This window comes from Vibrio sp. PNB23_22_6 (assembly GCF_052877535.1).
In genome coordinates this window covers 52,282-65,853 of record NZ_JBNFXP010000002.1, presented here as the reverse complement: position 1 = coordinate 65,853, position 13,572 = coordinate 52,282, and the positions used below count along the sequence as shown (strand labels likewise).

General features: G+C 45.9%; 8 protein-coding genes. 7 read left to right on the top strand and 1 reads right to left on the bottom strand.

The window, feature by feature from the left end; all coding sequences use genetic code 11:
* Nucleotides 1-503 precede the first annotated feature (503 nt).
* The 6 genes from ACVA54_RS02075 to ACVA54_RS02050 all read left to right on the top strand — a co-directional run bounded on the left by ACVA54_RS02075 (nucleotide 504) and on the right by ACVA54_RS02050 (nucleotide 9,679).
* Nucleotides 504-2,138 carry an ABC transporter substrate-binding protein gene (locus tag ACVA54_RS02075; protein ID WP_446608625.1) on the top strand — a complete coding sequence of 545 codons (1,635 nt, stop codon included), beginning with the start codon at nucleotides 504-506 and terminating at the stop codon, nucleotides 2,136-2,138.
* A gap of 103 nt (nucleotides 2,139-2,241) precedes the next feature.
* Entirely contained in the window at nucleotides 2,242-3,216 is a 975-nt protein-coding gene (locus ACVA54_RS02070; RefSeq protein WP_099078409.1) for an ABC transporter permease, read from the top strand.
* An 8-nt stretch (nucleotides 3,217-3,224) separates the two neighbouring features.
* Nucleotides 3,225-4,217, top strand: a complete 993-nt coding sequence (locus ACVA54_RS02065; protein ID WP_099078408.1) for an ABC transporter permease — start codon at nucleotides 3,225-3,227, stop codon at nucleotides 4,215-4,217.
* Nucleotides 4,214-5,167, top strand: a complete 954-nt coding sequence (locus ACVA54_RS02060) for an ABC transporter ATP-binding protein (protein ID WP_099078407.1) — start codon at nucleotides 4,214-4,216, stop codon at nucleotides 5,165-5,167. The genes ACVA54_RS02065 and ACVA54_RS02060 overlap by 4 nt, the downstream gene beginning before the upstream one ends.
* A 13-nt stretch (nucleotides 5,168-5,180) precedes the next feature.
* Entirely contained in the window at nucleotides 5,181-6,164 is a 984-nt protein-coding gene (locus ACVA54_RS02055; protein WP_446642221.1) for an ABC transporter ATP-binding protein, read from the top strand.
* A 65-nt stretch (nucleotides 6,165-6,229) separates the two neighbouring features.
* The gene (locus ACVA54_RS02050) at nucleotides 6,230-9,679 is read left to right on the top strand and encodes a hypothetical protein (protein WP_446642222.1); all 3,450 of its coding nucleotides are present in this window, start codon (nucleotides 6,230-6,232) and stop codon (nucleotides 9,677-9,679) included.
* 73 nt (nucleotides 9,680-9,752) lie between these two features.
* Here ACVA54_RS02050 and ACVA54_RS02045 read toward each other — a convergent pair whose 3' ends face one another.
* Nucleotides 9,753-10,757, bottom strand: coding sequence for a LacI family DNA-binding transcriptional regulator (locus ACVA54_RS02045; protein WP_446642223.1), 1,005 nt, complete (start codon nucleotides 10,755-10,757; stop codon nucleotides 9,753-9,755).
* Between the two features lie 367 nt (nucleotides 10,758-11,124).
* Between ACVA54_RS02045 and ACVA54_RS02040 the strand changes: the two genes are divergently transcribed.
* Nucleotides 11,125-13,545, top strand: a complete 2,421-nt coding sequence (locus ACVA54_RS02040; protein ID WP_446649371.1) for a hypothetical protein — start codon at nucleotides 11,125-11,127, stop codon at nucleotides 13,543-13,545.
* Nucleotides 13,546-13,572: the final 27 nt, after the last annotated feature.

The window sequence follows — 13,572 nt, the reverse complement described above, 5'->3', positions numbered from 1 at the left end:
TCAGACGAATGGATGATTTCACTGAATATTAGATTTTGAAAGCGCTTTCTTAATGTTTGTGCTGATTTTGTGTGCATCAGCACGAGTTGTAGTCAATTGAGCCTTTGATATTGGGCGGTGACATGTTTGGTCTAAGTGGCAATGGTAAGTAGAGATAAACTTGGATTGGTTCACAAAAGCCGAGCTAAGCGATAGGTGCTTAACTTGTTGAATTATAAGGGTTAAAAACATAAGTGAGATCTCTATTGTTTTTAAGTTATTGATATTAAAGAATTTTTCATGTTGTGATCAATGCGTTGTTTTTACTCCCTTTCATTGAAGAACTTTGCGAGATTTACGACTATGGTAAGGCAAAGAAAGCGCTTTCCTGTTGTGGTTTATAGCCTATTTGCGATGAGTCGTAATGGCCAAGCGAATGAGACCACTCAATTGAGTCGCTTTATTTTTTGATTCACTAAGAAAGCGCTTTCTTTTCGAATCCAATATTATAAAAGGACAATGTGATGCATAAGAAAACCCTACTTGCTGCCTTTGCTGCCAGTATGATGCTTGCCACTACTGCTCAAGCGGACAGCATTAAACAAGGTGGTACGCTGACAGTGCCAATCATTAACACCGGTTTTGTGAAAAATTTTAACCCTTACACATCAGGCGATCTGCTACATGGCATTATGTATGAGCCGTTGTTCGTCCTGAATAACATGACAGGTGAAACGCACTTTCGCCTAGCGGAATCTGTACAGTACTCAGACGATCTAAAAACCATTACCTTGAAATTACGTGACGGCCTGCAATGGTCTGATGGCGCTCCGCTGACAGCGGAAGATGTGGTATTCAGTTTTGAGCTGACGAAGAAAGCGCCAGCATTTGATGTAAAAGCGATTTGGCCGACAGGTAACCTGACTAGCATTAAAGCGACCGATAAACATACCGTTGTGTTTGATCTTGCAGAAGCTGATTCGACCTTCCTTTGGAGCATCGGTGCATATCACATTGTTCCGAAACATACGTGGTCAAAAGTAACGGATTACCCTACTTTTACTAACCCGAATCCAGTCGGTAGTGGCCCGATGACGACCGTGAAGTACGTTAAACCTCAGCAAATGGAGTTGTGCCGTAACGAAAACTACTACTTAGAGAATCGCCCATACCTTGACTGTGTAAACTACCGTTCATACAACGATAACTCACAAATTCAACCCGCTTTGATTAAGGGTGAGATCGACTGGGGTTCAAACTTTATCGCTGATGTTGAATCGACGTTTGTTAATCAAGACAAAGAGAACAACCATTTCTGGTACCCAGCAAATGATGCGATTCATCTTTACGTGAATACCAAAAAAGCACCATTTGATGACCTACGTGTACGTCAGGCACTTTCAATGGCGCTAGACCGTGAAGCGATCGTTGATATTGCGGCCTATGGTTACCCTACTGTGAACTATAATGTGGGCGGCATCGCCGAACTTTACAAGAGTCACATTGATGCTGAAGTGAACAAAAAATACGGACATTTGACGCAATACGATGCAGGCAAAGCGAAGGCCTTACTTGATGAAGCGGGCATTGTTGACCGTAATGGTGATGGCTTCCGTGACAACAAAGATGGCTCAACGGTTGAGTTCGATATTGAAGTGGTTAACGGTTGGACAGACTGGATCCAAGTGGTTCAGATGGTGACGGAATACTATGCCGATGTGGGCATCAAAGCCAACGTGAAGACGGTTGACTGGGCGGTTTACGATAAGAACCTGAAAGACAGTGCGTTCACCATGTCGATCAACTGGTCAATGGTGTCGGATAACCCAATTCTGGCGTTCCAAGAGTACTACCACACCTCTCGTATAGGTAAAGGCTTCCACGCAGGTCATGGTGTTCACTCACCTGAAATCGATAAGCTAATTGAGAGCTTTGGTAAAATTGGTGATACGAAGAAACAAGAAGCGATCATTTCTGAGCTTCAAGAGTTCACCGCAGAAAATATGCCATTTATCCCTTTGTTCTCTAATGCAACTTGGTTCCAGTACAGCACTAAGAAAATCGTTGGCTGGCCAAGCGAGAAAGACCCTTACATCCAACCGGTTTGGTATGACGGCGGTAAGCGCGTGATCATCCTGAACAACCTACATCTGAAATAACTAGCACTTTCAATTGTAGGTAGGTTTTTTTAATTAACATCGGAGCCGCAACCGTAATTGCAAAAGTAAGTGCGTGTTGTGGCTCGTAAGTTAAAGGTTTGATATGTCGTTTCTTGCTCGCCGATTTGGCTTTTATTTTACTGCCTTTCTGATTGCGATCTCGTTCAACTTTATGTTGCCACGCTTAATGCCAGGTGACCCAGTTGACGCTTTATTTGCAGCAGCACAAGGTCGAATGGATCCTGCTCAGATGGATGCTGTACGTGAGATGTACGGCTTTGTTGACGGCAACATTTTTGTTCAATACATCGCGTACATGAAAAGTGTATTTACGCTTGAACTTGGTCCATCGGTTCTGATGTTCCCAGTTAGCGTATCTGAAGTGATTGCTATGGCACTCCCATGGACCATGTTTCTAGCGCTTGGTTCTCTGATTGTCGCACTGATCATTGGCGTGAGTATCGGTACTTATGCTTCTTATCATCGCGAGGGCTTGTTTGGTCAAATTATGCCACCAGTGTTGGCCTTCATCAGTAATTTCCCATACATCGTAACTGCATTGCTGTTGTTCTATTTCGTCGGTTTGAAGATGGAACTGCTGCCGCTAGCATACACTTATGACCCTTCATTGGAGCCGGGCTTCAACTGGGAATTCATCAGTAGTGTGGCGAAACATGCGGTACTACCAATGGGCTCAATGGTGGTAGTGGGTATCTCCACTTGGGTGTTCAACATGCGTAACGCGATGATCAACGTACTGGGTGAAGACTACGTCACCATGGCAGAAGCGAAAGGCTTAAGCAGCTATAAAGTGATGGGCCGCTACGCCGGTCGTAATGCGATTTTACCTGTTGCAACAGCGATTGCGATGGCGATTGGTTTTTCATTCGCAGGTTCAATCATGACTGAGGTGGTGTTCAACTACCAGGGTTTGGGCAACATTCTGCTGAAGGGCATCGTTGCGCGTGATTACCCACTTATCCAAGCTATCTTATTGATCTTAGTGACGGCGGTTCTGACTGCCAACTTCATTGCTGATCTGCTGTACGTGTGGCTTGACCCGCGAATTTCGAACTAAGGTGCATCATGGAAAAATTAATCAATACCCCAACGCCTTCTGAGCACGATGAACTGATGATTCGTGAATCGAAATTCTCTTGGAAGCGCATTAAAAAGAGCTTGGGCAAAGTTTACGCGTTCTTTTACGGTAATCCACCAGCCATTATTGGTGGCTTGTTACTCTCTATTGTTTTAGCCGGTGCGATTTTTGCCCCAGTATTGGCAACGCATGACCCTGACCGTCGTGTTGCAAGACCACATGTAGCTCCGAATGCAGAGCACGTGCTTGGCACCACTCGTAGTGGTCGCGATGTCTACAGCCAAGTGTTGCATGGCGCAAGAAAGTCACTCACGGTAGCGATTTCTGCCGGTGTAATTGCGATGAGTATCGCCGTGGTTATTGGTGTCTCAGCGGGTTATTTCGGCGGCAAGATCGATGAGCGTCTTAACTTTCTAACCAACGTTTTCTTGGTGTTCCCTCAGCTACCTTTGCTGATTGTGCTCGCCGCTTTCTTAGGGCAGGTGGGGTCCCTCGTCATCACCATATTGCTCGGGATAACCTCCTGGCCTTGGGGGGCTCGTGTAATTCGTTCGCAGACCATGGCGATTCGAAATAAAGAATTCATTATCTCGGCAGAAGTAATGGGTGAATCAAAAATCCGCATCATCCTAGTCGAAATCCTACCGAACCTTGTCTCGATCGTATTTGGTGGCTTCTTGGGCACAGTGATTTACGCAATGGGCTCAGAGGCGGGTCTTGGCATCCTAGGTTTGGGTGACGCAACAGAGGTGAGCTGGGGCTCGATGTTGTACTGGGCACAAACGTCTTCGTCTCTATACACCGGCGCTTGGTGGGAGATGTTAGTCCCTGCGATGGCTCTCGCAATCACAGGTGGTGCACTGGCACTGATCAACATGTCGATTGACCAAGTGAGTAACCCGAAACTTCGTACTGGTCCACACATCAAGCTGTGGCACAAACTGAAAAAAGAAGCCGATAAGCGCCGAGGTTTAAGATGAGCAACTTATTAGAAATTAATAACCTATGCGTCGATTACGTGTCACCAAATGGTGTGGCTCGTGCCGTAAACAACGTCAGTATCAGCATTGCGCCGGGTGAAACGCTAGGTATTGCGGGTGAGTCTGGTTGTGGCAAGAGTACGTTGGCATTTGCCATCTCTCGTTTGCACAAAGCCCCTGCACTGATCTCTGAAGGAGAAATTCTCTACAAAGGTCAGGACGTACTGAAAATGAACGACAGACAGTTGCGTAAATTCCGTTGGAATGACGTGTCAGTAGTATTCCAAAGTGCAATGAATTCACTCAACCCAGTGATCACCATTGGTGAACAGCTCACCGATGTGATTTTGGCGCACCGTAAAACCACTTATAAAGAAGCCTATGGTAGAGCGGTTGAGCTACTTGGCATCGTCGGTATTCACGGCGATCGCATGGCAAGTTTTCCACACCAATTGAGTGGTGGCATGCGCCAACGCGTTGTCATCGCGATCGCATTGGCTCTAGAGCCAAAACTGATCATTATGGACGAGCCAACCACCGCTCTTGATGTGGTGGTTGAGCGTGAAATCCTCAATGAATTGTACGAACTCAAGAGTAAGTTCGGCTTCTCGATTCTGTTCATCAGTCACGATTTGAGCTTGATGGGAGAGATTGCTGATCGTATTGGTGTGATGTATGCCGGTAATCTGATTGAGTTGGGTGACGCGAAAAATGTATTTGGCGACCCACAACATCCGTATACCAAAGGTTTGATCTCATCATTCCCAACCATTCATGGGCCAAAAGAACGCCTTTATGGCATTCCCGGCAACCCTGTGAACCTACTTAAGATCCCGCAAGGGTGTAACTTCCAAGCACGCTGTAATGAATGTTTTGCACAGTGCGAGAAGAGCGATCCAACACTGGTGCCAGTTAGCAATGGCAATCTAGTGTCCTGCCATTTGATGTAATCGGGAGAGATGAATGGACAATGTAACTACCCCAGAAGTGATTCTCTCAGTAAAGAATCTGGTGAAAGACTTTCCACTTGGTCAGTCTGCAAAAAGCAATCTGATGCGTGCGGTTAACGATGTATCATTTGAACTGCGTAAAGGCGAAGCGCTTGCTATCGTGGGCGAATCAGGATCGGGAAAAAGTACTGGTGCTCGCATACTGACTCGTATCTACGATAAAACCGATGGTAATGTGACTTTTAAAGGTCAGGATCTCGGTGAGTACATCAAAGAGCATGGTGAACTGGAATACGCACGTCAGGTGCAGATGATTTTCCAAGACCCATTTGGTTCGTTAAACCCAGTGCATACTATTTATCATCACATTGCTCGTCCGTTGATGATTCATAACCGTGCAGAGAAGCACGCAATTCCAAAATTAGTGTACGAGTTGCTTGACCTGGTAGGTCTTTCTCCGGTGAAAGAGACGGCAGAAAAGTACCCGCACGAACTCAGTGGTGGCCAGCGTCAACGTGTGGCGATTGCCCGTGCGATTGCGGTTGATCCAGAAGTCATTCTGGCTGATGAGCCTATCTCAATGCTCGATGTGTCAGTGCGCTTAGGTATCTTAAACTTGATGTCAGATTTGAAAGATAAGCACGGCATCTCCTTTATGTACATTACTCACGATATCGCTACTGCGCGCTACTTTGCTGAGAAAACGGCTGTGATGTACGTTGGTCATATGGTTGAGTGGGGTAATAGTGATAACGTGACACAAAATCCGCAGCACCCATATTCACAGCTGCTGTTATCCGCCGTACCAGAGGTGGGTAACTCAGGAAAACGTGAGCTTACGGCGAAGAAAGGCGATATCCCATTGTGGAAGCCAAGCAGTGTAGGGTGCCCGTTTGCCACCCGCTGCCTTAAAGCGACTGAAGTGTGCACACAATCTGTGCCCGAACCGACCAAAGTCGCCGAAGACCATTACGCTCGTTGCCATCACCTCGGATAAAGCACTCGAATTAGTCTAAAAAAAGTGCTTTTCGAAAGCGCTTTCATAAATATTGGAAGAACATTATGAATTTTGAACATTTTTCTAGCCCAACCGTAGAGGGAAGTTTCGTTGATTTAGACGGTGAACGTTACTACAAGATTTCTCACGTCGACCAAATGAACCCGTTTTTCATCAGTGTGGTTTCTGCTAGCGATCACTGGTTATTCATCTCATCCACTGGTAGCTTATCTGCGGGACGCATTCGTCCAGAGAACGCGCTGTTTCCATACAAATCCGTCGACCACATCCATGAGAGTGCGGAAAACACTGGTTCGAAAACCATCATCAAAGTCGCAGGTGAGCAAGGCGTTGCCATGTGGGAACCGTTCAATCGCCATCACGATGGGTTGTACCAAGTTGAGCGTCATCTGTACAAAAACACCATTGGTGACAAGATTGTTTTTGAAGAGCTTAACCATACGTTACAACTAAAGTTCCAATACAGCTGGAACACCAGTGAAGAGTTTGGTTTTGTTCGTCGCTCACAAATCACGGACCTATCAGGTAAGGCTCGAGAGATGGAGCTAATTGATGGTCTGCAAAACCTATTGCCATCTGGTGCGCCATTGTCGGCATTGCAAACACGGAGTGCATTAGTGGATGCTTACAAGTGGAATGAGTTGCTCGATGGTAGCTCACTTGCGCTCTTCACCATGTACGCGAAACTCAGTGATCGTGCCGAGCCTGCCGAATCCTTGCTCGCAACCACCGTGTTTAGTATCGACAATGATTACGGTCAGCGTCTATTGAGCAGCGAACAAGTGAGCGCGTTCCGTCAAGGTCGTGAAATTAGTAACGAAACCCTAACTAAAGGGGTGCGTGGTAGCTACTTGATCCACAAGTCTATTAAGCTCGACGCAAATCAGAACAAGTCTTGGTTGATTATTGCGGATATCGACAAGAATCACAGTGATGTTACGGCGATGCGCCACCGTCTTGTCCAGCCAATCAACATGACGGAAGTAGTTGAGCAGAGCATTGCTGCCAACCAGCAAGAATTGATCAGTTTGATGTCTGGCGCAGATGCGTGGCAAATTACGGCTGAAGAAGCAACCAGCGTACACCACTACGCCAACGTACTGTTTAATAACATGCGCGGTGGGGTATTTGAAAACAACTACACGTTAGACAAGAAAGATGTGCTAGCGACGATTCGCAACGCCAACCGCATTGTGTTTGAGCGTCACGTCGGGTTGTTCGCCGACCTACCGGATCAGTTTACCCATACAGAGCTTGTCAGCCTGGCCAAGCAAAGTGAAGATGCGCAGTTAATCCGTTTAAGCTACGAATATCTGCCGCTGACATTCGGTCGTCGTCATGGCGATCCAAGCCGCCCTTGGAACCACTATGAAATCAAACTTAAAGACGACAATGGTGAGCGTTTGCTTTCTTATCAAGGCAACTGGCGTGATATCTTCCAAAACTGGGAGGCGATTGCGCTTAGCTATCCTGGCTTCATTCCATCTTTCTTAGCGAAGTTTGTGAACGCATCTACAATGGACGGCTACAACCCATATCGCATCACCAAAGACGGCATTGACTGGGAAATGCTAGAGGCGGATGACCCATGGAGTAACATCGGTTACTGGGGGGATCACCAAATCATCTACTTGCTCAAGTTCTTAGAACTCGCAGATAAATATCAGCGTGAAGACCTACTTGCACTGATGCAGTCAGATATCTTCAGCTACGCCAACGTGCCTTACGAGTTGTGCGATGTTGAGAAGCTGTTCGACAATCCGAAAGACACCGTGACCTTCAATGATGAGCTGCAACACAGTATCGAACAACGCGTTGATGCAATGGGCAGCGATGGTCGATTGGTTCTTGGTCGTGACAACGACATTTACATGGTTAACTTGACCGAGAAAGTGCTAGTGCCACTGTTGGCGAAGCTCAGCAACTTGGTTCTGGATGGCGGTATTTGGCTGAATACCCAGCGTCCGGAATGGAACGATGCCAACAACGCTATTGTCGGCAATGGTTTGTCGATGGTCACGTTATATTACATGCGTCGTTATATTGCCTTTTTGCAGCAACTGCTTGCCGATGCGCCTGCTTCCGTCAGCATGTCGAAAGAGGTGTTCGAATGGTTACTTTCAACCACACGTATTCTGTCTGAGGCAGCAAAAGAGATCCGTCAAGAAACGGTGACGCGCCAAACCCGCAAAGCGATTCTGACTCAGCTAGAAAAAGCCGCAGAAGATTTCCGTCAACGTGTTTACCGTGTAAATGGCTTTTCTGGCAAGACGACAGTAGAAGCATCAGCGATTCAGCAGCTGCTTGAGGTGAGCTTAACGGTATTGGATGCCAGCATTGCTAGCAACTTACGCGAAGATGGGTTGTACAATGCGTACAACATTCTGACTTACTCAGCAGAAAGCCTGCAGGTTGAAGAGTTGTACCCAATGTTGGAAGGTCAAGTTGCAGTATTAAGTGCAGGTGTACTTACACCAGCACAAGCGGTGACCTTACTGGATAACCTATTCGCTAGCGAGATGTATCGCGAAGATCAAGACAGCTTCATGTTGTATCCAGATCGTGACTTAAGTGCATTCATGAATAAGAATTGCCTGACCGAGGAGCAAATTAGCGCGATACCAGTGCTAAGCAAAATGTTGGGCAAAGGCGATCAACGTTTGGTGATGGCTGATGCGCAAGGTCAATTCCACTTTCATGCGAGCCTAGAAAACAATGGCTACTTGAAAGCGCAAATCCACAAGTTGTGTGGTGATTACGCCGACGCGACAGATGAAGACTGGGAAGGGGTAGAGGCGCTTTACGAAGAAGTATTCAATCACAAAGCGTTTACTGGCCGCTCAGGCACCATGTTTGGTTACGAAGGACTGGGTAGTATCTACTGGCATATGGTTTCCAAGCTATTGCTTGCTGTGCAAGAAAACTACTTGGTGGCGCGTGAACTTGATGCCAATAGCGAAGAAACGCAAAAGTTAGCGGAATACTACTACCGCGTACGCGCTGGTATTGGCTTTAATAAAACACCAGAAAATTACGGCGCATTCCCAACTGACCCATACTCGCACACGCCAAAGCATGCTGGTGCGCAGCAACCGGGCATGACTGGTCAAGTGAAAGAAGAAGTGATCACGCGCTTTACTGAGCTCGGTATTATGGTGGAAAACGGTGAAATTCGTATCGATCCTCGATTGCTCAATCGTAATGAATTCCTGACTGAGCCAGCATCGTTCTCTTGTCAAAGCGTGGCGGGCAATACGCAAAGTTATGTGGTAGAAAAAGATCAATTGGCATTTACCCTCTGTCAAGTACCATTTATTTATAAGGTCGTAGGGGCTGATCAGCAAATGGGTATTATACTCACAAAATCAACAGGTGAGTGTCTTGTGGCGGATAGCCTAGTTATCTCGAAGGAGCTGAGCGACCCTATCTTTGCTCGTTCAGGAGAGATTGAGAAAGTGGTGGTGTCCATTCCGGAAGCATTATTACGCCCATAAACCAAACCGATAAAATAAAGGCCCCGATATCATATCGGGGCCTTTTTTATTGATAACGTTTAAAATCAGTAACTTACCTTTCTACAACAGACTCGCGCACTATTAACTCTGGTGTTAATTTATGTTTGAGTGAGTAGTCTTGCTTGTTGACCAAAGCAATCACTCCTTTCGCCGCTTCAATCCCCATTTCTCGAACCGGGAAGTTTACCGTTGTCAGTTTTGGCCGCATGTGTTGGCTGTGGCTGTCGTTATCAAAACCGACAACGGAAATATCGCGTCCGATTTCTAAGCCGCGGTCATAGGCGACGTCGTACACCGCTAATGCAATGTTGTCGTTATGGCAGAAAATGGCGGTAATGTTCGAGTCTCGTTCTAGTAAACGGCGGGCGCACATGTGATTTAATCCGCGCTCCTCATGGTCAAAGCGGCCCTCGACTATCAGGTTCGTGTCAAATTCTATCCCAAATTCAGTTAGTGCATGGCGGTAACCTTGCAAACGATCACGACTGTCAATTTTACTTAGCTGACCTGTGATGCAGGCCACTTTAGTATGCCCACGCTCTAGCATGTGTTTTGTGGCGAGATAGCCCCCCAGTTCGTTATCGATAAAAATGCATTTATTGGCAACTTCTGGAATATAACGGTTGAGTACGATGGTCGCGGGATTCTTCTCAATGACATCAATCAACTCATCGTCAGATAACATATCTGAATGGATAATCAGTCCATCGACTTGTTTGGAGCGCAAGAAGTTGATCGAATCAATTTCTCTTGCGTGTGACTCTAAACCGCTGGTAACGATCAGGTGATTGTTGCTATCACGAACAGTGTTTTCAGCATTGTGCATTAATGGTCCATAAAATGGGCCATCTAACGACCCGACAAGCATACCAATACTGTTTGAACGACTCGATGCGAGAGCTTGGGCAAATGCATTGGGTTTGTAGCCAAGCTTCTCAATGGCATCAAATACTTTTTTTCGATTAACTTCTTTAACCGTAGGGTGTCCATTTAGTACGCGAGAGACGGTCGACTGAGACACATTAGCCAACTCAGAGACTTCTTTAATTGTGATCAACGGGAAGTACCTTATCCTCTACATAATAGGCACCATATTACTTGTATTGTGATGATAGCTAAAGAGAAAACATCACAATTACAAAATTTGTTCCAGCCTAATTATCACGGCACCCAATTTTATTAATATTTTGTACGTCATGTGATCAATGCATAAAGAAAGCGCTTTCTTTATGGAGTATCTCACGTTTTTGTTTGTTAATGACATTATGATGTAGATATGTATTGTCTCTTTTATGTCTGTGAAGACTGTAATAAGTGACCGAGATACATCGTAGATACCACACATCAAGAAAAATTGAACGCTCGCCAAAGAAAGCGCTTTCTTTTGTGGGAAAGGTCAACATGAAACAACAAGGAAAGATAGAATGAGAATAATTAATCAGCGGTCTCAATTTGCCAAAGCTGCACTGTGTTCTGCGATTAGCCTTGCACTACTGGGGTGTGGTGGCGACAGTGTCAAAACTGATCCGCCACCTACTGACGGAGGTGATAATGGGGGGGAGGTTGTTACGCCAACAGTATCCGTTGCACCAGATTACGTAATGGATCTGTCTGCACCGTCTGATTTCGAAGGTGCGGTGACTGAACTAGGAGTTGTAAATCCAAATAGCCTTTCTAGTAGTGCGCTGAACGTATCTGAACCAGTAGGCACGGTTCTTAAAACATCGAGAGCAGCCGACGCGAAGCCATGGGCAGGCACCATTTTATCTGATACCAAAACGTTAGATTTGGATCAGGAACGCAGTCTTATTACTGTTTGGGTTTATGCGCCAGCGGCTGACATTCCAGTTCGACTCAAAGTGGAAAACAAAGCTAATTCGGATGAATTTGCTGAAGTAGAAGTGAAAACGACGAAAGCCAACGAATGGGAGCTGCTTACATTTGATTTCAACAACTTAGTAGGTGGTGAACTTAATTCTGACTTTACTTTTAACCAAAAAGTCATCTTTTTTGACTTCATGAGCGAAACCAATGACAAAGTTTTTTATTGGCACAACATTCGTCATGAAGGTTATGGTTTACTTGCTCAACCGAAACCTGAAACTTACCCGACGTCAGACTCAGGCAAACCGTTATTAGGTAATCCAGAGTACCAAGCCATTTCATATGGCGCGTGGCGAACGAAAGAACGAATGGATGGTGATACGGTTCCTTCTGTGGCTGATCAGATGGAAGATATGCGAGTTCTTTCTGCCATGGGGATTAAGGTCATCCGTACGTACAACACACAAGGCTTTAAAGGCCTTGATGGTGAGAGTAACACGGAAAATCTTCTTGAAGCGATTCGTCTTCTCAAAGCAGAAGATGAAAACTTTGAAATGTATGTGATGCTAGGTGTTTGGATTGATGCTCTGAACTCATGGACTGGCCAGGCAATTGACTCTTCAGTTGATTCGCCAAATAACCAGTTGGAATTAGCGAAAGCTAAGGAGCTGGCTCTTGAATACCCTGATATCGTTAAAGTGATTGCTGTGGGCAATGAGGCGATGGTCAATTGGGCTGCGAGTTACAAAGTTCACCCATCTATCATTCTTAATCACGTCAATGACCTTCAAAGTTGGAAGCAAGAAAATGACGCGACGAAAGACTTGTGGGTGACCACGTCAGATAACTGGGCTGTGTGGGCAGGACAAGATGCCAATGCAAACCACAATGAACAATCTGATCTTAAAGCGCTTATTCAAGCGGTGGACTACGTTTCCCTACATACCTATGCTTTCCATGATACTCAGTGGGATCCGATTTTTAAAACGGATTGGAAAATATCAGAGCAGGATCAATCCCTTACTAAGGAAGAGCAGATAGCTCTGTCAATGGACAAAGCTTATGTTCGTTCCTTGGAGCAATTTGCCCTCGCTCAACAATTTATCAACAGTGTCGATCCAACTAAGCCAATTCATATCGGCGAAACGGGGTGGTCTTCTCTTTCTACCGAAGCGTACGGTGCGGGTGGTACTCAAGCTGCGGATGAATACAAGCAGAAAAGATTCCACGATGATATGCGTGATTTTTCAGCGAATGAAAATGTGTCACTCTTCTTCTTCCAAGCATTTGATGAGCCATGGAAAGGGGATGCGAATAATGATGGGCATTCAGAGCAGCACTTTGGCTTGATTGATATGGATTGTAATGTCAAATACGTTGCTTGGGACAAAGTTGAAACGTTAAACCAACTGGGTTTGACGCGAGATTGTGATTTTACGGCAAGCTATGGAGGTGTTTTGTCTTCGTTGATGGCTGATGTGTTGGCACCACCGAATGCACCTATCGTACAACCGGATGAGCCGCTTGTTGACGGAGAGTTCCGAGTTCTGGGTTCGGCTGTTTATGAAGGCGCAGATGCATTTGCGTGGGAAGGCACCGCTTGGGCTGGCATTGATGATAACGGCATCTTGACCATTGCGACGGACCCTGCTAGCGCGCTCGATTGGGGATGGGGTGCCCATATTGGTGATAACAGTGTCCGTGACTTTAGCGATATTAAAACACTGAAGTTTGAGATCCGTGGTACCACCGAAAACGGTAAGCCACTGGCTGAGTTTGGTTTTGGTGTTGGCTTCCAATCGGATACGGGGGGGCAATGGGCTTCTAATCACTCAATTCGTATTAACGAGGGTGAGTATACGTTGACTGAAGAATGGCAAGTCATAGAAGTTGACATCTCTAAGTTCTCAGGCGCACCGGATTTAACCAAGGTTGTTGCACCATTCATGGTTCACAACGAGGGTAAGGATGGCCTGACGGGTGCAGATATTCAATTTAGAAACATCTCTTGGTTTAACTAACTAAAACGTCAAGTTAAAGCGTTATCG